Origin of the sequence: Azospirillum sp. B21, from assembly GCF_008364825.1 — a bacterium.
GTDB lineage: Bacteria > Pseudomonadota > Alphaproteobacteria > Azospirillales > Azospirillaceae > Azospirillum.
Genome location: NZ_VTTO01000002.1, coordinates 459,312 through 479,054, shown reverse-complemented (window position 1 = coordinate 479,054; position 19,743 = coordinate 459,312). Strand labels below are relative to the sequence as shown.

Genomic DNA, 19,743 nt, shown 5'->3' with positions numbered 1-19,743 from the left:
GGGGGGAGAGGGAGATCCCCCCGCACGGAGCATCACCATGTCCAACCTGATCCAGGCGCTGAACTCCGCGCGCGTGCGGGGGTGGCTGTACCAGGGGCTGTTCCTGGCCGGCGCCCTCGCCGTCGCCGGGTATCTCGTCTCCAACACTCTGACCAACCTCGCCAACCGCGGCGTCGCCACCGGCTTCGGCTTCCTCGAACGCGAGGCCGGATTCGAGATCGGCGAGAGCCTGATGAGCTACGCCGCGTCGGACACCTATCTGCGGGCGCTGGTCGTCGGCCTCCTGAACACGCTGTCGGTGTCGGCCGCCGCCGTGGTGCTGGCGACCGTGCTGGGCGTCGCCATCGGCGTGGCGCGGCTGTCGTCGAACTGGATGGTCGGCCGCTTCGCCGCCGTCTTCGTCGAGACGGTGCGCAACGTGCCGCTGCTGCTGCAGCTGGTGGTCTGGTACACCATCATGAACCGGCTGCCGAGCCCGCGCGAGGCGCTGGAGGTGGTTCCCCACGTCTTCCTCAGCAACCGCGGCATGAAGTTCCCGGTGCTGGCCGACCATCCCGGCCATGGCTGGGCCTTCCTGGCCCTGCTGGCGGGAATCGCCGCCGCCATCGCCATCGTCCGCTACGGCCGCCGCCGCCGCGAGGCGACCGGGAAGCCCTTCCCCACCCTGCCGGCGGCCATCGCCGCGGTGGTGCTGCCGCCGGTCGCGGTGTTCGTCGCCACCGGCGCGCCGCTGGCCCTGGACGTTCCGGCGCTGGCCGGCTTCAACTTCGAAGGCGGCGGGTCGGTCACTCCCGAATTCACCGCGCTGCTGATCGGCCTGTCGGTCTACACCGCCGGCTTCATCGCCGAGATCGTGCGCTCCGGCATCCTTGCCGTGCCGCACGGCCAGACCGAGGCCGGGCTGGCGCTGGGCCTGTCGCCGGTGCAGATCCTGCGCCTCGTCATCCTGCCGCAGGCGCTGCGGGTGATCGTGCCGCCGCTGACCAGCCAATACCTGAACCTGACCAAGAACAGCTCGCTGGCCGTCGCCATCGGCTATCCCGATCTGGTCAGCGTCACCAACACCTCGGCCAACCAGACCGGCCAGGTGGTGGAGGCGGTGGCGATGATGATGGCGGTCTATCTCGTCATCAGCCTGTGCATCGCCGGCTTCATGAACTGGTACAACCGCCGAGTGGCCCTGGTGACGCGATGAGCAAGGAAGTCCCGACCAACACCACCACCGCCTGGGCCGCCTCCTATGAAGAGGAGCCGTCGCAGGCCTCGGTCCCGCCGCAGGCCAACGGCGTCACCGCGCTGAAGCCGCTGGGCTGGGCGCCGGTCAACTGGGCCAAGGCCAACCTGTTCAACACACCCTTGAACACGGCCCTGACCGTCCTCTGCCTCGCCATCCTGTGGTTCACCGTGCCGCCGATGGTGAACTGGCTGCTGCTGAACGCGGTGTGGAGCGGGTCCTCGGAGGCCTGCCGCGAGGCGGCCGGCGCCTGCTGGTCGATCATCGCGGTCAAGCACCGGCTGATCTTCTTCGGCACCTACCCCTACGAGGAACAGTGGCGCCCCTTCCTGGCCTGCGGCCTGTTCGTGGCGATGCTGGGCATCAGCGGCGTGCGCGCCTTCTGGCGGCCCGCATTGTCCGTTGCCTGGGCGCTGGTTCTGATCGCCATGGGCGTGCTGATGTGGGGCGGCATCCTCGGCCTGACCTATGTCGCCAATGACCGCTGGGGCGGGCTGCCGATCACGCTGATGCTGTCGGTCTTCGCCATCGCTCTCGCCTTCCCGCTGTCGATCCTGCTGGCTCTCGGCCGCCAGTCGTCGCTGCCGGCCATCCGCACCTTCTGCATCGGCTTCATCGAGCTGATGCGCGGCGTGCCGCTGGTCAGCGTGCTGTTCATGGCGTCGGTCATGTTCCCGCTGTTCCTGCCGGAAGGCGTGACGGTGGACAAGCTGCTGCGCGCACTTGCCGGCCTGACCCTGTTCACCGCGGCCTATCTGGCCGAAGCCGTGCGCGGCGGCCTGCAGGCGATCCCCAAGGGCCAGTACGAGGCCGCCGACGCGCTCGGCCTGTCCTACTGGCAGAAGACGCGGCTGATCGTCCTGCCGCAGGCCCTGCGCATCGTCATCCCGCCGATCGTCAACCAGTTCATCAGCTGCTTCAAGGACACCTCGCTGGTCACCATCGTCGGCCTGTACGACCTGCTGACCGCCGCCACCGTGGCGACGACCGACCCCGAATGGCGCCCCTACTTCGCCGAGGTCTATGTCTTCGCCGGCATGATCTTCTGGCTCTTCTGCTTCAGCATGTCCCGCTACAGCCAGTGGCTGGAGCGTCTGGCCAACCGCTACACCCGCCGCTGACCGGCCTTCTGGAGACCGACAAATGACCGAGAACGCCATCATCGAACTCCGCAAGGTCGGCAAGTGGTACAACAGCTACCACGCGCTGCGCGACGTCAGCCTCAGCATCGGCAAGGGCGAGAAGGTCGTCGTCTGCGGCCCCTCGGGCTCCGGCAAGTCGACGATGATCCGCTGCATCAACCGGCTGGAGGCGCACCAGACCGGCCACATCGTCGTCGACGGCATCGAGCTGACCGACGACGTGAAGGCGGTGGAGAAGATCCGCCGCAAGGTCGGCATGGTGTTCCAGAACTTCAACCTGTTCCCGCACCTGACCGTGCTGCAGAACCTGACGCTGGCCCCGATCTGGGTCCGCGGCATGGCGAAGTCCGAGATCGAGGAAATCGCCATGATGTACCTGAAGCGGGTGCGCATCCCCGATCAGGCGCACAAGTTCCCCGGCCAGCTGTCCGGCGGCCAGCAGCAGCGCGTCGCCATCGCCCGCGCCCTGTGCATGCGCCCGGAGATCATGCTGTTCGACGAGCCGACCTCCGCCCTCGACCCCGAGATGGTCAAGGAGGTGCTGGACGTCATGACCGAGCTGGCGGGCGAGGGCATGACCATGGTCTGCGTCACCCACGAAATGGGCTTCGCCCGGCAGGTGGCGGACTCTATTGTCTTCATGGCCGAGGGCTCGATCATCGAGAGCGGGTCGCCGGCCGAATTCTTCGAGAACCCGAAAAGCGAGCGCACCCGCCAGTTCCTGGGCCAGATCCTGGAACACTGAGGCGATAGGGACGCTGGAAAGCGGACGAGACGGCCATGCCGGCGACCATTGCCATCACCGACGACGACGCGGTGACGCGCGAGACGCTGAAGTCCTACCTGACGGATGAGGGCTTCGACGTCCTGCTGGCCCGAAGCGCTGAAGAGCTGAAGGACCTGCTGGCGGCCAGCGCGGTGGATGTCGTGCTGCTCGACATCCGGCTGCCGCGCCAGGACGGGCTGACCCTGACCCGCGAGCTTCGCGCGTCGTCGGAGATCGGCATCATCCTGGTCAGCAGCCGGGCGGAGAAGCTGGACCGCATCATCGGGCTGGAGATGGGGGCCGACGACTACATCGCGAAGCCCTTCGAGCCGCGCGAGATCCTGGCGCGGGTACGGAACCTGCTGCGCCGGCTGAAGGCGCCGGGCGACCAGCGCGACGACCGCCAGCGCAGCTTCTCCGGCTGGACCCTGTGGCTGGACCGCATGCGCCTGACCGACCCGCAGGGCAAGCCGGTGCGGCTGACGGGTGCGGAGTTCGAACTGCTGTCGACCTTCGTCTGCAATCCCGGCCGGGTGATGAACCGCGACTATCTGCTGACGGCGACGACCCGTCGGAAGACGGACGCGACCGACCGTACCATCGACAGCCTGGTCCGCCGTCTGCGCCGCCTGATCGAGACCGACCCCGCCGACCCCCGGCTGATCGTGACCGTCCACGGCACCGGCTACCTGTTCGCCGGCGACGTGACGCAGGACGGCTGACCGGCCACACCCGACCCCGAGCAAATCCTCCCGTCGCGGCATCCTCGCGGCGGCCACGCGCTCGGCAACCTGGGCCACGGAAACCGCGAAGGGAGTTCGCCGGGTTCCGTGGCCCTATCTTCATGCGCCGCTTCGCTGCATAGTCTGCGCGCCCTGACGGGCCTTGCGGCCGGGGCGGTTCGGGAGATGGATTTCGCGATGGGGCTGGTCGGGACCCTCCGGCGTTTCACCGCCGGATTGCTGCTGGCGCTGGCGGCGGCTCTGCCTTGCACGCCGGGCCTCGCCAACGACGGCGAGACGCTGGAGCGCATCCACGGCCGCGGATTCCTGGTCTGCGGGCTGCGCAGCGGGGTCAGCGGCATTTCCTTCTCCGACCCGCAGGGGCATCTGGACGGTTTCCTGGTCGATGTCTGCCGGGTCTTCGCCGCGGCGACGCTGGGCAACGCCCAGGCGATCCGCGTCGTCCGCCTGCCCGAGAAGCCGCAGGAATTCCAGGCGGTGGAGAAGCACGACGTCGACATCGCGCTGACCACCACGACCTGGACCTTCAGCCGCGAGCTGTCGCACGACATCGAGTTCCTGATGCCGCTGCTGCATGACGGACAGGGCTTCGCCATCCATGGCGACGGCACCGCACCGCCGCTCGACCGGCTGGGGCCGCGCACGGTCTGCGTCAAGACCGCGACCACCACCGTCCGCAACCTGGAAGACCATATCCGCAAGTCCGACCTGCCCTGGTCGATCCGCACCTTCCAGACGCTGGACGAGGCGCTGCAGGCCTTCCTCGCCCATGAATGCGACCTGCTGACCACCGACCGCACGGTGCTGGTCACCTCGCTGGCCGGCTACCGCAAGGCGGGGATGGCCATCCACATTTACCCCGACGTGATCTCGCGCGAGCCGCTGACCCCCTATGTCGCGCGGAGCGACCGCAACTGGTACGACATCGCCCGCTGGGTCCTCCACGCCATCGTGCTGGCCGACGCCAGGGGCGTCACCGCCGCCGACGTGCAGGCCGGCCGCATCCCCGACGATCCCGAACTGCACCGCATGCTGGGCCATGCCGGCACCGCCGCCCGCAACCTGGGCCTGCCCGACGACTGGGCCCTGCAGGTGCTGGCGCAGGTCGGGAACTACGGCGAGATTTTCGACCGCAACCTCGGCATCCCCTACGGCATGGACCGCGGGCAGAACAAGCCCTGGACCCAGGGCGGGCTGCTGTATGCGCCGCCGTTCCGGTGAAAAACTCCCTCTCCCGCCCCTGAAGATCCCCTCTCCCCCCCGGGGAGAGGGTTAGGGTGAGGGGGTCGCATAGCGAGGCTTCTCAAGCATCGCGCACTTCCCGCTCCCCACGAAATCGACGCGGTGCATCCCCCTCACCCTGACCCTCTCCCCGGGGGGGAGAGGGGGAAGGCGCCAGCGCCACGCCCAGATGCCGTTCCAGCAGCGCCGCATCGGCCCTTGCCTGTGCGGCCGGTCCGGCATGCACCACCCGGCCGCGGTCGAGGAAGACGACGCGGTCGGCGAACTCCAGCGCGCGGTCGACCTGCTGCTCCACCAGCACGATGGTCATGTCGAGACCAGACAGCGCCGCCATCAGCGTGTCGCAGATCACCGGGGCCAGCCCCTCCAACGGTTCGTCCAGCAGCAGCACCGTCGGCTTGCCGAGCAGCGCGCGGGCGACCGAAAGCATCTGCTGTTCGCCGCCCGACAGCTCGCCGCCGCCGTTGCGCCGCCGCTCGCCGAGCCGCGGGAACAGCTCGTACGCCTCCTCCAGCGCACTGCGCGGACGGCCCTTCAGCCCGGTGACGAGGTTCTCCTCCACCGTCAGCGACTTGAAGATGTCGCGCGTCTGCGGGACATAGCCCAGCCCAGCCGCCGCCCGCGCCGAACTGTTCAAGCCCGCAAGGTCCACGCCGTCCAGCCGGATGCCGCCGCCATGGCGGGTGGTCTGGCCGACCAGCGTCGCCAGCGTCGTCGTCTTGCCCACCCCGTTGCGGCCGAGCAGGGCCAGCCGCCCGCCCGCCGGCACGCCGAAGGAGATGCCGTCGAGGATCAGCGTCTTGCCGTAGCCGGCGCGCAGATCCGTGACCTCGAGCGATCCAGCCGGTTCAGTGGGCATTGGTCCGGCTCCCCAGATAGACCTCGCGCACGCGCGGGTCGGCGGCGATCTGCTTGGCGGTGCCGCTGCACAGCAGCCGCCCCTGCGCCAGCACGATGATCGAACTGGCGAAGCGGAAGACGAGGTCCATGTCGTGCTCGATCATCAGCACCGCCAGATCCTTGGGCAGCCGATCGATGGCATCCAGAATGCGCTGGCTTTCCGAATGGGGCACGCCGGCCGCCGGCTCGTCCAAAATCAGCACCTTCGGCTTCATGGCGAGCGCCAGCGCGATCTCCAGCAGCCGCTGCTGCCCATAGGCGAGCGAGCCGACCGCCGTGTGCGCCACGGGGGTCAGCCCCATGCTGCCCAGAAGCTCCGCCACCTCGTCGGCCAGACCGGCCACCCTGGCGACGTTGGCGAACAGGCGGAAGGTGCGGCGGTCGCGCTGCAGCACGGCCAGTTCCAGATGCTCGCGCACCGTCATCGACTTGAACAGCCGCGCCACCTGGAAGCTGCGGATCAGCCCCAGCCGCACCCGCTCCGCCGCCGACAGCCTCGTCACGTCGCGGCCGTCCAGGCGGATGGTGCCGGCGCTGGGCGGGATCACCCCGGTGACGAGGTTGACGAAGGTGGTCTTCCCCGCCCCGTTCGGCCCGATCAGGGCGCAGCGGTCGCCGGCACTCAGCGTCATGGAGATGTCGGACGCCACCTGCAGGCCGCCGAAATTTTTGCTCAGCCCCTCCACCTCCAGCAGCGCCGTCATGCCCCGCCCTCCTTTCCGCGCCGCAGCCCGCCCAGCCGCTCCACCCCCGACACGATGCCGCCGGGCAGGAACAGGACGATGCCGATCAGGAACAGGCCGATGAAGGCCATCCAGTGATAAGGGTCGTTGGCGGCCAGGATGTGGTGGACGCCCATGAAGGCGGCGGTGCCGATCACCGCGCCATAGAGCCGCCCGGTGCCGCCCAGCACCAGCATGACCAGCGCCTCCGCCGACCAGGAAAAGCCGGTGCTGTCCAGCCCGACGATGCCGCTGGTCACCGCGGTCAGGGCGCCCGCCACCCCGGCGATCACGCCGGCCACCGCATAGAGCACCACCAGATAGGATTTCGGCGAACCGCCGATGGCGGAGATCCGCAGGGGATCCTCACTAACCCCGCGGCAGGCCAGCCCGAAGGGCGAGCGCACGATCCGCCGCGCCACCACCAGCCCGACCACCAGCACCGCCAGCGCAAACAGGTAGGAGGTATGGCCGAACATGTCGAAGCGGAACATCCCCAGCACCGGCGCCGGATCGATGCCCGACAGGCCGTCGCTGCCGCCGGTCCAGTCACGCGCCTTGTTGGCGACCTCCTGCACGATCTGCCCGACCGCGATGGTCAGCATCAGCAGGGTCAGGCCGCGGGCATGCAGGATCAGCGCGCCGGTGACCAGCGCCAGCAGCCCGCCGGCCAGCCCGCCGACCGCCAGCATCGCGAAGGGGTCGTTGTTCCAGTTGACCGCGAGGATGCCGGCGGCATAGGCGCCGGTGCCGAACATCGCCGCCTGCCCCAGCGTGGCGATCCCGCCATAGCCGAGCACGAGGTCGAGCGACAGCACGAACAGAGCCGAGGCGGCGATGCGGGTCAGCAGCGCCAGATCCTCCGGCAGCAGCCAATAGGCGGCCAGCCCGGCCGCCGCGATCAGCGGGATGCCGATCCAGTCCAGGTCGCGGCGTCTGCCAAGCGGAGCAGGTCTGGTCATCCGGCCGGCCTTGCCGTCTCGCTCGGCGACGCTCGTCATGCCGTCCTCCCTTTGAAGAAGCCGTGGGGCCAGCGGAACAGGATCAGGATCAGGGCGACGTAAAAGAAGAACTCGCCGAAATTCGGGATCAGGTATTTGCCGGCGGTGTCGACGATGCCCAGCGCCAGCGCCGCCGCGGCCGAGCCGAAGATGCTGCCCGCCCCGCCGACCGCCACCACCGCCAGGAACAGCACGATGTAGCGGATGGCGTAATAGGGCTCCAGCGGCAGCAGCTCCGCCCCCAGAACGCCGCCCAGCGCCGCCAGCCCGGTGCCGAGCGCGAAGGTCGCCAGATAGAGCCGCTCGGTCCGGATGCCCAGCGCCGCCGCCATCGCCGGATCATCGACCGCCGCGCGCAGCCGGATGCCGAAATCGGTGCGCTCCAGCAGCCACCATAGCCCTAACAGCGTCGCCGCCCCGGCGCCGATCACGAAGGCACGGTGGGTCGGGATCGCCTTCGGCCCCAGCTCCACCGTTCCGGTCAGCAGCTCCGGCAGCGGGATGCGCTTCAGCGTCGGGCCGAACAGATAGTTGATGCCGGCGACGATGACGAAGGTCAGACCGATGGTCAGCAGCACCTGCGCCAGCTCGTTCGCCGAGCCGTAGATGCGGCGGTACAGCAGCCGTTCCAGCGGCAGCGTCGCCAGCACCGTCAGCGCCACCGCCACCACCAGCGCCACCCCATAGGGCAGCCCGGCGGTCTGCGCCGCATAGGACGCGACATAGCCGCCGACCATGGCGAAGGCGCCATGCGCCAGATTGACCACCCGCATCAGCCCAAGCGTCACCGACAGCCCGACGGAGATGATGAAGAGGATCATGCCGTAGGCGACCCCGTCGACGGCGATCCCGAACATGGTTTCCATGAAGTGCGTCCGTCTGCGCTGTTTTGGAGCGTCGCCCGATGCCCCCACCTAACCTCCCCCGCTGGGCGGGGGAGGGACTGCCGCCGCTCTCCCGAACAAGCGCTTGTCCCCTCCCCCGCCCAGCTCTCGCACAAAGCTATGCTTTGTGCTGACGCGGCAGGCGGACCGTAGGTCCGCTGAGAGCGGGGGAGGGTCAGGGTGGGGGTCTAACTCACCACCACTACGCCAGCTTCAAAAGCCTCCCCTCACTTCCCCAACTTGTACCCATAGTCCGGCTGGTTCGGGAACGCCTCCTTCTCGACGTTCTCCAATTTGCCGTCGACCTTCTCGACGGTGCGCAGATAGATCGTCTGGGTGACGTGGCGGCTGTCGGGGTCGATGGTCAGGGGGCCGCGCGGGCTTTCCCAGCTCATGCCCTTCACCGACTCCACCGCCTTGGCTCCGTCGATCTTGCCGCCGCCGTTCTTGATCATCTGATAGATGACATGCACGCCGTCATAGGCGCCGACCGAGGTGAAGGTGACGGTGTCGGTCGACCCGAACATCTCCTTGTGCTTGGCGACGAATGCCTTGTTCTTCGCCGAGTCATGCGCGCGGCTGTAGTTGAAGGTGGTGGTGATGCCCAGCGCAGCGTCGCCCAAGGCCGGCAGGTCCGGTTCCTGGGTGAGGTCGCCGGGACCGAAGAACTTGATGCCGGCCGCCTTCAGTCCGGTGTCGCTGAAGGCCTTGGCGAAAGCGAGCGTCGTCGGGCCGGCGGGCAGGAAGGCATAGACCGCCTCCGCGCCCGAATCCTTGATGCGCTGCATGAAGGGGGCGAAGTCGTTGGACTTCATCGGCATGCGGATGGTGTCCACCACCGTGCCGCCATGTTTTTCGAAGGTGGTCTTGAAGGCGGTCTCGCCGTCGATGCCGGGGCCGTAGTCGCTGACCGCGGATACCGCCTTTTTGATTCCCTGCTTGGCCATGTATTCGGCCAGCGGCACCGTGTTCTGCCACAGGGTGAAGGAGGTGCGGACGTAGCGCGGCGACTTTTCCGTGATGGCGGAGGTCGCGGCGTTGAAGATGACGCAGGGGATGTTCGCCTCGTCGATCAGCGGGGCGACGGCGAGCGCGTCGGGCGTGAAGAAATAGCCGGCGAGGAAGGACACCTTCTCCTTGACGATCAGCTCCTGCGACAGCGCCTTGCTTTGTGCCGGGTTGGCCTGGTCGAGGTCCTTGTAGATGAACTCCACCGTGTCGTTGCCGACGGTCTTGCCATGTTCGGCCTGGTAGATCTCGATGGCTTCCCGGAAGCTCTTGCCGACCACGCCATAGGGTCCGGAGAAAGGCGCGACGACGCCGACCTTGATGGTGGCGGCCCCGGCCGACCCGGCCGTCAGCGCCAGACCGAACGCCGCACCCAGCAGCGCGTTGCGCAGAGTCCTCGTCATCGTCCCTCCCACATGTGACCATATGCCGGTGCCGGAACTCACGGCCCCGATCGTTGACTGTTCCGCTCAGCGTACTGAGGGGCAGCCGAACCGTCAAGTGCGATATTTGAACTTCAGTGCGATTAACGCACGAAACGCACCTTCTACATAAGCCGCTGTTTAAGACCGAAAAAACAAATTCGCCCTGACCTTTTCAGCGCAGTTCTCTCATATTGCGGCGCAATATGTGCGTTTATCGTACATGAAATTCTGTATTCGCCCTTGACAACCGAAACACCCAACGCTCAATCTGTGCGTAAAGATAGGTATTCGTGCGATTTTCGCACATGCGGGAGGTCATATGGCCAAGATCACGCCCCTGCGCGAGGCGGTGGCGAGCCTCGTGCAAGATGGCGACACGGTCGCTCTGGAGGGGTTCACCCATCTGATTCCCCATGCCGCCGGGCATGAGATCATCCGCCAGGGCCGGCGCGGCCTGACTCTGGTGCGCATGACGCCGGACCTGATCTACGACCAGATGATCGGCATGGGCTGTGCGGCGAAGCTGATCTTCTCCTGGGGCGGCAATCCCGGCGTCGGTTCCCTCCACCGTTTCCGCGATGCGGTCGAACAGGGCTGGCCCCACCGGCTGGAGATCGAGGAGCACAGCCACGCCGGCATGGCGAACGCCTATGTCGCCGGCGCCTCCAACCTGCCCTTCGCCCTGCTGCGCGGCTACACCGGCTCCGACCTGCCGAAGGTCAACCCGAACATCCGCTTCGTCGAATGCCCCTTCACGGGGGAGAAGCTGGCCGCCATCCCCTCCGTCCGTCCCGACGTGACGGTGATCCACGCCCAGAAGGCCGACCGCCGCGGCAATGTCCTGATCTGGGGCATCCTCGGCGTCCAGAAGGAAGCCGTGCTGGCTGCCAAGCGCTCCATCGTCACGGTGGAAGAGATCGTCGACGACCTGGAAGCGCCGCCGAACGCCTGCGTGCTGCCGGCCTGGACGCTCTCCGCCGTCTGTCCTGTCCCCGGCGGCGCCTATCCGTCCTACGCGCAGGGCTATTCGGAGCGCGACAACCGCTTCTACAAGGCCTGGGACCCCATCGCCCGCTCGCGCGAGGATTTCCGCGCCTGGATGCAGCGCCATGTCCTGGACACCGACGATTTCGCCGGCTTCCGACGCGTGCTGGCCGAAAGCATGGCCCGGATCATGAATGAGGTCGCGTGATGAGCAACGCCGAAACTCTCGACTTCACCGCGACCGAAATCATGACGGTGGCGGCCAGCCGGCTGCTGAAGGACGGCACCGTCTGCTTCGTCGGCATCGGCCTGCCCTCCACCGCCGCCAACCTCGCCCGGCTCACACATGCGCCGGACGTGGTGCTGATCTATGAATCGGGCCCCATCGGCGCCAAGCCGTCGGTGCTGCCGCTGTCGATCGGCGACGGCGACCTCGCGCTGACCGCCGACACCGTGGTCGGCACGCCGGAGATCTTCCGCTACTGGCTGCAGGGCGGGCGGATCGACGTCGGCTTCCTCGGCGCCGCCCAGGTCGACCGCTTCGCCAACATCAACACCACCGTCATCGGCCCCTATGACGCGCCCAAGGTGCGGCTGCCCGGTGCCGGCGGCGCGCCGGAGATCGCCTCCCAGGCCAAGGAGGTGTTCATCGTGCTGAAGCAGAGCCCGAAGGCCTTCGTTGCCAAGCTGCCCTTCGTCACCTCGGCCGGCCATCTCGACGGGGGCGATGCGCGCGCCAGGGCCGGCATCCCGGGCGCCGGGCCGACCGCAGTCATCACCGACCTCGGCATCCTCTCCCCCGATCCGATGACGAAGGAGCTGACCCTGACCGGCATCCACCCCGGTGTGACGGTGGAGCAGGTGAAGGCGGCCACCGGCTGGGACCTGAAAATCTCGCCCGACCTGAAGACCACCGAAGTCCCGGACGCCGAAACCCTGACGGCCCTCCGCGACCTCCACGCCCGCACCGCCGCAGCCCATGGTATCTCCCAGGGCCTGGCCGGCGGCGGAGAAGGATGAGACCATGCGTGACGCCTATATCTGCGACGCCATTCGCACCCCCATCGGCCGCTATGCAGGATCCCTGTCGTCGGTGCGCGCCGACGATCTCGGCGCCGTGCCGATCCGCGCGCTGATGCTGCGCAACCCGTCAGTCGATTGGGCCGCGGTGGACGACGTCATCTATGGCTGCGCCAATCAGGCCGGCGAGGACAACCGCAACGTCGCCCGCATGGCAGCATTGCTGGCGGGCCTGCCCGACGCGGTGCCGGGCACGACGATGAACCGGCTCTGCGGTTCCGGCCTCGACGCCCTCGCCACCGCCGCCCGCGCCATCAAGGCGGGCGAGGCCGATCTGATGGTCGCCGGAGGGGTGGAAAGCATGAGCCGCGCCCCCTTCGTCATGGGCAAGGCCGACGCCCCCTTCTCGCGACAAGCCGAGATCTTCGACACCACCATCGGCTGGCGCTTCGTCAACCCGGCGATGAAGGCGGCTTACGGCACCAATTCGATGCCGGAGACGGCGGAAAACGTCGCCGACGACTGGAAGATCGCCCGTGCCGACCAGGACGCCTTCGCCCTGCGCAGCCAGGAGCGTGCCGCCCGCGCCATCGCCGACGGCAGCATGGCCCGCGAGATCGCCCCCGTCACCATCCGCACCCGCAAGGGCGAGACGGTGGTGACCACTGACGAGCATCCCCGCGCCACGACGCTGGAAGCGCTGTCGGCCCTGAAGCCCATCGTCCGCCCCGGTGGCACGGTGACCGCCGGCAACGCCTCGGGCGTCAACGACGGTGCCGCCGCCCTGCTGGTGGCATCGGAAGCGGCGGTGAAGCGCTTCGGCCTGACCCCGCGCGCCCGCATCGTCGGCGGTGCGACCGCCGGCGTCCCGCCCCGCGTCATGGGCATCGGCCCGGTCCCCGCAACCCGCAAGCTGCTGGAGCGGCTCGGCCGAACCATCGCCGACATCGACCTGATCGAGTTGAACGAGGCCTTCGCCGCCCAGGCGCTGGCCGTGCTGCGCGAGCTGGGCCTGCCGGACGACGCGGCGCATGTGAACCCGAACGGCGGCGGCATCGCGCTCGGCCATCCGCTCGGCATGAGCGGCGCCCGTCTGGCGACCACCGCGCTGTACCAGCTGGAACGGTCCGGCGGCCGGACGGCGCTGTGTACCATGTGCATCGGCGTCGGCCAGGGCATCGCCGTGATGATCGAGCGGGTGTAGCCGTCAAAGTTAGACCCCCACCTATCCTCCCCCACTGGGTGGGGGAGGGACTGCCGCCGCCCTCCCGAACAAGCACCAATCCCCTCCCCCGCCCAGCGGGGGAGGGTTAGGGTGGGGGTCTCACTTCGCAAGCATCCGGTACCCACCACAACCACCACAGGCGGACCCCCATGCCCTTCATCGAAGCCGCCGGCATCACCCAGCACTACGACCTGACCGGCCCGGCCGACGCTCCGGTGCTGCTGTTCGCCAACTCCATCGGCACCAGCTTCCACATCTGGGACGCCGTGGTGCCGCACCTGTCGGACCGCTACCGTATCCTGCGCTACGACATGCGCGGCCACGGCCTGACCCAGGTGACGCCGGTCAGCGAGGATGCCGGCTACAGCATGGACATCCTCGCCGACGACGCCGCCGGCCTGCTCGACGCGCTCGGCATCGCGCGTGCCCATGTCTGCGGCCTGTCGATCGGCGGCATGATGGCCCAGCGCCTCGCCGTCAAGGCGCCGGCCCGCGTGCATGGCCTGATCCTGTGCGACACCGCCGGGGTGATCGGTCCGCAATCGGTCTGGACCGACCGCATCGCCGCCATCCGCGCCCGCGGCATGACGGCGATTTCCGACGGGGTGATGGCGCGCTGGTTCACGCAAGCCTTCCGCGACAGCCGGCCCGACCAGATCCGCGGCTACACCGCCATGGTCGCCCGCACCACGGAGGACGGCTATGTCGGCTGCGCCATGGCGATCCGCGACGCCGACCTGCGCGTCGCCAACGCCGCCATCGCCGCGCCCACCCTGGTGATCTGCGGCGAGGACGACGTGGCGACCCCGCCCGACCTCGCCCGCGAGCTGGCGGCCGGCATCCCCGGCGCGCGGTTCGAACTGCTGCGCGGCGCCGCCCATATCCCCGGTGTCGAGAAGCCGGCGGAACTGGCCGCCCTGATCGACGGCTTCCTGAGGGCCCTCTGATGGAGAACCCTGACATGAAGGACCGGGATCTCTACGACCGCGGCATGGCGGTGCGCCGTTCGGTCCTCGGCGACGCCCATGTCGACCGCTCGCTGGAGCGCGCCACCGGTTTCGACGCCGATTTCCAAGAGTTCATCACCAAGACCGCCTGGGGCCAGATCTGGACCCGGCCGGGCCTCGACATCCGGACGCGCAGCATGCTGACCATCGGTATGCTGGCGGCGCTGGGCAAGGACGGCGAGCTGAAGCTGCACATCCGCGCCACCCGCAACACCGGCGTGACCCGCGACGAGGTGAAGGAGATCCTGATGCAGGCCGCCGTCTATGCCGGCGTCCCCGCCGGAAACCACGCCATCGCCCTGGCCCGCGCGGTGTACGCGGAGATGGACCAAGAGGACGCCCAACAAGGCTGACACGCAAAGGCTGACCACCATGACCGTCCTCCGCCACGCCGACCCGCTGCTCGATCCGCTCTTCACCACCGATGCGGCAGCCGATGCCTTCTCGCCCACCGCAAGGCTGCAGGGCATGCTGGAGTTCGAGGCGGCGCTGGCACGGGCGGAGGCGGCGGTGGGCGTGATCCCCGCCCATACCGTTCCGGCCATCGAAGCGGCCTGCAAGGCCCATCTCTACGACCTCGACGCGCTGGGGGCGGAGGCGGCGCTGGCCGGCAACACCGCCATCCCGATGGTCAGGCACCTGACCCGCGCCGTGAAGGCCGCCGACGAGGAATCCTCCCGCTACGTCCATTGGGGCGCCACCAGCCAGGACGCGATGGACAGCAGCCTGATGCTGCAGTTGCGCCGCTTCCTAGACGGCCTCGACGCCGACCTGGCCGCGCTCGCCGACGGCTTGGCCGATCTCGCCGACCGCCACCGCGCCACGCCGATGGTCGCCCGCACCTGGTTGCAGCACGCCCTGCCGACGACATTCGGGCTGAAGGCTGCCGGCTGGCTCGACGCGCTGGGCCGCGACCGGCAGCGGATCGCTGCGGCGAGAGGCCGCCTCGCCCTGCAATTCGGCGGCGCCGCCGGCACGCTGGCGGCATTGGGCGACGCCGGCCCGGCGGTGGCGGAGGCGCTGGCGAAAGAGTTGGACCTCCCCCTGCCCGCCCTGCCCTGGCACGCCAGCCGCGACCGCATCACCGAACTCGCCTCCACCCTCGGCATCCTCGCCGGCACGTTGGGGACGCTCGGCCGCGATATCTCGCTGATGATGCAGATGGAGGTCGCCGAAACCTTCGAGCCGAGCGCACCCGGCCGCGGCGGCTCCTCCACCATGCCGCACAAGCGCAACCCGGTGTCCTGCGCCGTGCTGCTCTCCACCGCCATCCGCGCTCCCGCCCTGGTCGGCGGGCTGCTGGCGGCGCAGGTGCAGGAACACGAACGCGGCCTGGGCGGCTGGCATGCCGAGTGGCAGGCGCTGCCCGACCTCTGCCGCCTCGTCGCCGGTGCCGCCCGCCATGCCCGCGAAACCATCGCCGGCCTGACCGTCGATGCGGAGCGCATGCGCGCCAACCTCGACCTCACCCGCGGCCTGATCCTGGCCGAGGCGGTCACCATGGCGCTGGGCGAGCGCATGGGGCGCATGGCCGCCCATTCCCGCGTGGCCGACGCGAGCCGCCTCGCGTCCTCCACCGGCCGTCCCCTGCGCGACGTTCTGGCCGAGGATGCCGAGGTGGTGCAGGCGCTGGGCATGGACGGCCTCGACCGTCTGTTCGACCCGCTGCGCTACACCGGCGCGGCATCCCATTTCATCGACCGCGTTCTGGCACTCCACAGGCAGCAACAGCGTCAGCAGAACTGACCGCCCCCCAGGAGGACACCCGAGATGGACACAGCCGTTCACGAGGCGGAAGGCGACTTTGGCCCCCGAGATTGGGCACAACACCCGCCCTACCTGTCGCCGCTCTACAAATCGACGGTTCTGCGCTCGCCGTCCAAACCGCTGATCCCGATGAAGCAATGCCTGTCGGTCCGCACCGGCCCGATCTTCGGCCATGACAGCGTCGATCCGCTCGACGACGACCTGACGAAGAACGGCCGCGTCAACGGCGAGCCGATCGGCGAGCGCATCATCGTCACCGGCCGCGTGCTGGACGAAAGCGGCCGGCCGGTGCCGCACACGCTGCTGGAGATCTGGCAGGCCAATTCCTGCGGCCGCTACGTTCACCGCTGGGACCAGCATGACGCGCCGCTGGATCCCAACTTCTTCGGCGCCGGCCGCTGCATCACCGACCAGGAAGGCCGCTACCGCTTCACCACGATCAAGCCCGGCGCCTATCCCTGGGGCAACCACCACAACGCCTGGCGTCCGGCGCACATCCATTTCTCGCTGTTCGGACCGTCCTTCCTGACCCGGCTGGTCACCCAGATGTATTTTCCGGGCGATCCGCTGCTGCCGCTCGACCCGATCTACAACGGGGTGCCGGAGGGCGCGCGCGAGCTGCTGATCTCCCGCTTCTCCATCGACGTGACCGAGCCGGTGTGGGCGCTCGGCTATGAGTTCGACATCGTCCTGCGCGGACGCCAGGCCACGCCGATGGAGAGTTGACCGCCATGAGCCAGACGCTGAAACAGACGCCGTCGCAGACCGTCGGCCCCTATTTCGCCTATGCCTGGACGCCGGAACTCTACGGCCGCCGCCCGCTGGCGACCAACCGGCTGGCGACCCGCGACATACCGGGCGAGCACATCCGCATCGAAGGCGTGGTGTATGACGGCGAAGGCGCACCGATCCGCGACTGCGTGGTGGAGATCTGGCAGGCCGGCGCCGACGGCCGCCACGCTCCCGGTGCGGCGGGTTTCGGTCGCTGCGGCACCAATGACGAGGGCTATTACTTCTTCGACACGGTGAAGCCCGGCGTCTGCGACCCCGGCCACGCCCCGCACATCGCGGTGACGGTGTTCGCCCGCGGCATGCTGAGCCACGCCTTCACCCGCCTGCACTTCTCCGACGAAGCCGCGGCGAACGCGGAGGATCCGGTGCTGGCGAGCGTCCCGGCCGACCGCCGCGACACCCTGATCGCGCGGCGCGCCGAGGTGCCGGGCGGGGTGGTATACCGCTTCGATATCCGCGTGCAGGGCGAGGGGGAGACGGTGTTCTTCGATTGTTGAGAGGGCTTAGTCGTCGGCTCCGATTGCCCCCACCTAACCTCCCCCGCTGGGCGGGGGAGGGACTGCCGCTACTTTCCCGATCAAGCACTTAATCCCCTCCCCCGCCCAGCGGGGGAGGGTTAGGGTGGGGGCATCGTCAGCCGACACCCCACCCCACACTCACCCCTCCCGGATCGTCGCCACGAAGCGCTGCACTTCGCTGCGCAGCTGCGCCGACTGGTGCGACAGCGTGTCGGCCGCGGCGCGGGCCTGGGCGGCCATGCTGCCGGTCTCGCCGGCGGCGCGGGTGACGCCGTCGATGTTGGTCGACACCTCGCGGGTGCCGGCGGCGGCCTGCTGGACGTTGCGGCTGATCTCGCGGGTCGCCGCCCCCTGCTCCTCCGCCGCTGCGGCGACAGCGGTGACCGTCTCGCTGATGCCAAGGATGGTGTGGCCGATGGCCTGGATGGCGCCGACGGCGCTGCCGCTGACCGCCTGGATCTCGGCGATCTGGGCGGCGATCTCCTCCGTCGCCTTGGCGGTCTGGCTGGCGAGGTTCTTCACCTCCTGCGCCACGACGGCGAAGCCTTTGCCGGCCTCGCCTGCGCGGGCAGCCTCGATGGTGGCGTTCAGCGCCAGCAAATTGGTCTGGCCGGCGATGGACTGGATGAGGTTCACCACGTCGCCGATCTTCTGCGCCGCCTGGGCCAGACCGGCGACGGTGCCGTTGGTCTTCTCGACCTCCCCCACCGCGTCGTTGGCCATGCGGGACGAGGCGGCGATGCGCTGGTTGATCTCCTCGATGGAGTGGGCCAGCTCCTCCGCGGCGGCAGCCACCGTCTGCACGTTGCTGCTGGCGACGTCGGCGGCGCTGGCGACTGCCGCGGCCTGGGCGTTGGTCTGCTCGGCGATGGCCGACAAGCCTTCGGAGTCGGTGCGGATCAGTTCGGCCTGCTGGGCCACGTTGGCGACCACGCCGCCGACCGTGCCCTCGAACCGGTCGGCCATCCGGGCCAGTTCCTGCTTGCGCTGCTCGGCGGCGCGCTGCTCGTCCAGGCGGCGCTGCTCCTCCATCTCGGCAACGCGGCCGGCATTCTCCTTGAACAGTTGGAGCGCCTGGTTGATGGCGCCGATCTCGTCGGCGCGGTCGCGGTCGGTGACCTCCACGTCGCGCCGGCCGGCGGTCAGCGCCTGGATGGTGGCGATGATCCGGCGCAGCGGCTGGCCGACGACCATGCGGCTGGTCAGCCACAGCGCCAGCAGGAGCCCGGCGGTCAGCAGCACCGCGCCCACGGCGATGAAGGCCCGCAGTTCCTGCTTCGGCACCTCGATCTTGTTGATCGGCAGGTTGACCAGGATCGACCAGGGCGTGCCGGTGCTGCCGATGACGACCGGGCGGAACAGCTGCTTGACGTCGGTCTTCAGGCTGGCCGACACCGAGAAATGGGAGAATGGTTTGCCCTCGCGGATGGCGGGCATGGCATCCTTCAGCCGCTCGTTGGTCTGCAGGATCGGCTTGCCCAGATGGTCGGGGTTGCTGTAGGCCGCCCATGCCCCGCCGTTGGAGATCAGGAAGACCGACCCCGTCTCGAACGGCTTGACCGTCTTCAGCTCGTTCCAGATGTCGTCGGTGGCGATGTCCACGCCGGCGACGCCGATGAACTTGCCGCCGTCCATGATCGGAACCGCCAGAGACACCATCAGCACGCTCTTGCCGGCGACCGTGTAGCTGTAGGGCTCGACGACCACCTCTTTGCCGGTGCGCTTGGCCTGCTGGTAGTAGATGCCGTCCGGTCCAGGATCGTCATAGCCGACCAGCGATTCCAGCTGGACCTTGCCGCCGCCGCGGTTCCAATAGGAGATGAAGCGGCCGCTGGCGTCGCTGCCGGGTTTGTTGGCGAAGGCGGCGTCCTTGCCGTCCAGCGCGTTGGGCTCCATGCCGACCCAGACGCCGATCAGCCCGGTGTTGGCCTCCAGCAGGCTTTTCAGCCAGTCGTTCAGCTTGTCGCGGTCGACGATGCCGCTCCGCTTCAGGCTGAGCAGGGTGGTGCCCATCAGGCGGCTGACGTCTATGGCGTCGTTCAGCCGCCGCTCGACGGTCGCCGCATGGTACTTGCCCAACTCCTCCCCGACCTGGAAGGACAGCTCGTCAGTGTCCGCCCCGCTCTTGACGGAGATCACGAGCGACCCGCCCCCCAGCCCGATCACCAGGACCAACCCGATCGCCAACACCAGCTTCGTCACCAACGGCAGCTTCTTGAACATCGACATTCCCCGCGACACATCCGAATGAAGGCACGACACCCCGCTCCGACTGTCCCGCCGTTCGGTTAAATTCGCGTAAATTGCAGTCTAAGATATTTGTTGGTCCGAAATACATTGAGAGCCGTTCGCAAATTTAGAAC

19 protein-coding genes are annotated in these 19,743 nt (G+C 68.6%); 13 read left to right on the top strand and 6 right to left on the bottom strand.

Translation table 11 applies throughout. The features are described 5' to 3' along the window. Positions 1–37: 37 nt before the first annotated feature. The 5 genes from FZ983_RS06915 (at position 38) to FZ983_RS06895 (ending at position 5,106) form a co-directional block, all read left to right on the top strand. Positions 38–1,195, top strand: coding sequence for an ABC transporter permease subunit (locus FZ983_RS06915; protein WP_149222829.1), 1,158 nt, complete (start codon positions 38–40; stop codon positions 1,193–1,195). Further along, a complete protein-coding gene (locus FZ983_RS06910) occupies positions 1,192–2,355 on the top strand; it encodes an amino acid ABC transporter permease (RefSeq protein WP_149222828.1) in 1,164 nt (387 codons plus the stop codon). Before FZ983_RS06915 ends, FZ983_RS06910 begins: the two co-directional genes overlap by 4 nt. Positions 2,356–2,377: 22 nt before the next feature. Further along, positions 2,378–3,121 carry an amino acid ABC transporter ATP-binding protein gene (locus FZ983_RS06905; protein WP_282186992.1) on the top strand — a complete coding sequence of 248 codons (744 nt, stop codon included), beginning with the start codon at positions 2,378–2,380 and terminating at the stop codon, positions 3,119–3,121. 35 nt (positions 3,122–3,156) lie between these two features. Next, the gene (locus FZ983_RS06900; protein ID WP_149222827.1) at positions 3,157–3,864 is read left to right on the top strand and encodes a response regulator; all 708 of its coding nucleotides are present in this window, start codon (positions 3,157–3,159) and stop codon (positions 3,862–3,864) included. A gap of 186 nt (positions 3,865–4,050) precedes the next feature. Beyond that, a complete protein-coding gene (locus FZ983_RS06895) occupies positions 4,051–5,106 on the top strand; it encodes an amino acid ABC transporter substrate-binding protein (protein WP_247883634.1) in 1,056 nt (351 codons plus the stop codon). Positions 5,107–5,188: 82 nt separating this feature from the next. Here FZ983_RS06895 and FZ983_RS06890 read toward each other — a convergent pair whose 3' ends face one another. The 5 genes from FZ983_RS06890 to FZ983_RS06870 form a co-directional block, all read right to left on the bottom strand. Then, positions 5,189–5,986 (bottom strand): ABC transporter ATP-binding protein, encoded by a 798-nt coding sequence (locus FZ983_RS06890; RefSeq protein ID WP_247883633.1) that lies wholly within the window; start codon positions 5,984–5,986, stop codon positions 5,189–5,191. Then, entirely contained in the window at positions 5,976–6,731 is a 756-nt protein-coding gene (locus FZ983_RS06885; protein WP_149222826.1) for an ABC transporter ATP-binding protein, read from the bottom strand. Before FZ983_RS06885 ends, FZ983_RS06890 begins: the two co-directional genes overlap by 11 nt. Continuing rightward, on the bottom strand, positions 6,728–7,750 hold the full coding sequence (locus FZ983_RS06880; protein ID WP_149222825.1) for a branched-chain amino acid ABC transporter permease: 1,023 nt from the start codon (positions 7,748–7,750) through the stop codon (positions 6,728–6,730). The genes FZ983_RS06885 and FZ983_RS06880 overlap by 4 nt, the downstream gene beginning before the upstream one ends. Next, positions 7,747–8,616, bottom strand: coding sequence for a branched-chain amino acid ABC transporter permease (locus FZ983_RS06875; protein WP_149222824.1), 870 nt, complete (start codon positions 8,614–8,616; stop codon positions 7,747–7,749). The genes FZ983_RS06880 and FZ983_RS06875 overlap by 4 nt, the downstream gene beginning before the upstream one ends. A gap of 245 nt (positions 8,617–8,861) precedes the next feature. Further along, a complete protein-coding gene (locus FZ983_RS06870) occupies positions 8,862–10,046 on the bottom strand; it encodes an ABC transporter substrate-binding protein (RefSeq protein WP_149222823.1) in 1,185 nt (394 codons plus the stop codon). Positions 10,047–10,386: 340 nt separating this feature from the next. Here FZ983_RS06870 and FZ983_RS06865 point away from each other — a divergent pair, with 340 nt between their 5' ends. The 8 genes from FZ983_RS06865 (at position 10,387) to pcaG (ending at position 17,359) form a co-directional block, all read left to right on the top strand. After that, positions 10,387–11,259: a CoA transferase subunit A gene (locus tag FZ983_RS06865; protein ID WP_149222822.1), complete on the top strand. Its 873-nt coding sequence runs from the start codon at positions 10,387–10,389 to the stop codon at positions 11,257–11,259. Further along, positions 11,259–12,071: a CoA-transferase subunit beta gene (locus FZ983_RS06860; protein ID WP_149222821.1), complete on the top strand. Its 813-nt coding sequence runs from the start codon at positions 11,259–11,261 to the stop codon at positions 12,069–12,071. Before FZ983_RS06865 ends, FZ983_RS06860 begins: the two co-directional genes overlap by 1 nt. Positions 12,072–12,075: 4 nt before the next feature. Then, positions 12,076–13,275, top strand: coding sequence for a 3-oxoadipyl-CoA thiolase (pcaF, locus tag FZ983_RS06855; RefSeq protein ID WP_149222820.1), 1,200 nt, complete (start codon positions 12,076–12,078; stop codon positions 13,273–13,275). A gap of 170 nt (positions 13,276–13,445) precedes the next feature. Beyond that, the gene (pcaD, locus tag FZ983_RS06845) at positions 13,446–14,243 is read left to right on the top strand and encodes a 3-oxoadipate enol-lactonase (RefSeq protein WP_149222819.1); all 798 of its coding nucleotides are present in this window, start codon (positions 13,446–13,448) and stop codon (positions 14,241–14,243) included. A gap of 14 nt (positions 14,244–14,257) precedes the next feature. Further along, positions 14,258–14,656, top strand: a complete 399-nt coding sequence (gene pcaC, locus FZ983_RS06840) for a 4-carboxymuconolactone decarboxylase (protein WP_149222818.1) — start codon at positions 14,258–14,260, stop codon at positions 14,654–14,656. Positions 14,657–14,675: 19 nt separating this feature from the next. Continuing rightward, entirely contained in the window at positions 14,676–16,049 is a 1,374-nt protein-coding gene (locus FZ983_RS06835; protein WP_149222817.1) for a 3-carboxy-cis,cis-muconate cycloisomerase, read from the top strand. 24 nt (positions 16,050–16,073) lie between these two features. Beyond that, positions 16,074–16,796, top strand: a complete 723-nt coding sequence (gene pcaH, locus FZ983_RS06830) for a protocatechuate 3,4-dioxygenase subunit beta (protein ID WP_149222816.1) — start codon at positions 16,074–16,076, stop codon at positions 16,794–16,796. Between the two features lie 5 nt (positions 16,797–16,801). Next, the gene (pcaG, locus tag FZ983_RS06825; protein WP_149222815.1) at positions 16,802–17,359 is read left to right on the top strand and encodes a protocatechuate 3,4-dioxygenase subunit alpha; all 558 of its coding nucleotides are present in this window, start codon (positions 16,802–16,804) and stop codon (positions 17,357–17,359) included. Between the two features lie 159 nt (positions 17,360–17,518). Here pcaG and FZ983_RS06820 read toward each other — a convergent pair whose 3' ends face one another. Then, a complete protein-coding gene (locus FZ983_RS06820; protein ID WP_149223069.1) occupies positions 17,519–19,603 on the bottom strand; it encodes a methyl-accepting chemotaxis protein in 2,085 nt (694 codons plus the stop codon). Positions 19,604–19,743 lie beyond the last annotated feature (140 nt).

Excerpts from the sequence above, each read along its gene's own strand:
- FZ983_RS06915 (WP_149222829.1), top strand. The coding sequence starts at position 38 with ATGTCCAACCTGATCCAGGCGCTGAACTCCGCGCGCGTGCGGGGGTGG.
- FZ983_RS06910 (WP_149222828.1), top strand. The coding sequence starts at position 1,192 with ATGAGCAAGGAAGTCCCGACCAACACCACCACCGCCTGGGCCGCCTCC.
- FZ983_RS06905 (WP_282186992.1), top strand. The coding sequence starts at position 2,378 with ATGACCGAGAACGCCATCATCGAACTCCGCAAGGTCGGCAAGTGGTAC.
- FZ983_RS06900 (WP_149222827.1), top strand. The coding sequence starts at position 3,157 with ATGCCGGCGACCATTGCCATCACCGACGACGACGCGGTGACGCGCGAG.
- FZ983_RS06895 (WP_247883634.1), top strand. The coding sequence starts at position 4,051 with ATGGATTTCGCGATGGGGCTGGTCGGGACCCTCCGGCGTTTCACCGCC.
- FZ983_RS06890 (WP_247883633.1), bottom strand. The coding sequence starts at position 5,986 with ATGCCCACTGAACCGGCTGGATCGCTCGAGGTCACGGATCTGCGCGCC.
- FZ983_RS06885 (WP_149222826.1), bottom strand. The coding sequence starts at position 6,731 with ATGACGGCGCTGCTGGAGGTGGAGGGGCTGAGCAAAAATTTCGGCGGC.
- FZ983_RS06880 (WP_149222825.1), bottom strand. The coding sequence starts at position 7,750 with ATGACGAGCGTCGCCGAGCGAGACGGCAAGGCCGGCCGGATGACCAGA.
- FZ983_RS06875 (WP_149222824.1), bottom strand. The coding sequence starts at position 8,616 with ATGGAAACCATGTTCGGGATCGCCGTCGACGGGGTCGCCTACGGCATG.
- FZ983_RS06870 (WP_149222823.1), bottom strand. The coding sequence starts at position 10,046 with ATGACGAGGACTCTGCGCAACGCGCTGCTGGGTGCGGCGTTCGGTCTG.
- FZ983_RS06865 (WP_149222822.1), top strand. The coding sequence starts at position 10,387 with ATGGCCAAGATCACGCCCCTGCGCGAGGCGGTGGCGAGCCTCGTGCAA.
- FZ983_RS06860 (WP_149222821.1), top strand. The coding sequence starts at position 11,259 with ATGAGCAACGCCGAAACTCTCGACTTCACCGCGACCGAAATCATGACG.
- pcaF (WP_149222820.1), top strand. The coding sequence starts at position 12,076 with ATGCGTGACGCCTATATCTGCGACGCCATTCGCACCCCCATCGGCCGC.
- pcaD (WP_149222819.1), top strand. The coding sequence starts at position 13,446 with ATGCCCTTCATCGAAGCCGCCGGCATCACCCAGCACTACGACCTGACC.
- pcaC (WP_149222818.1), top strand. The coding sequence starts at position 14,258 with ATGAAGGACCGGGATCTCTACGACCGCGGCATGGCGGTGCGCCGTTCG.
- FZ983_RS06835 (WP_149222817.1), top strand. The coding sequence starts at position 14,676 with ATGACCGTCCTCCGCCACGCCGACCCGCTGCTCGATCCGCTCTTCACC.
- pcaH (WP_149222816.1), top strand. The coding sequence starts at position 16,074 with ATGGACACAGCCGTTCACGAGGCGGAAGGCGACTTTGGCCCCCGAGAT.
- pcaG (WP_149222815.1), top strand. The coding sequence starts at position 16,802 with ATGAGCCAGACGCTGAAACAGACGCCGTCGCAGACCGTCGGCCCCTAT.
- FZ983_RS06820 (WP_149223069.1), bottom strand. The coding sequence starts at position 19,603 with ATGTTCAAGAAGCTGCCGTTGGTGACGAAGCTGGTGTTGGCGATCGGG.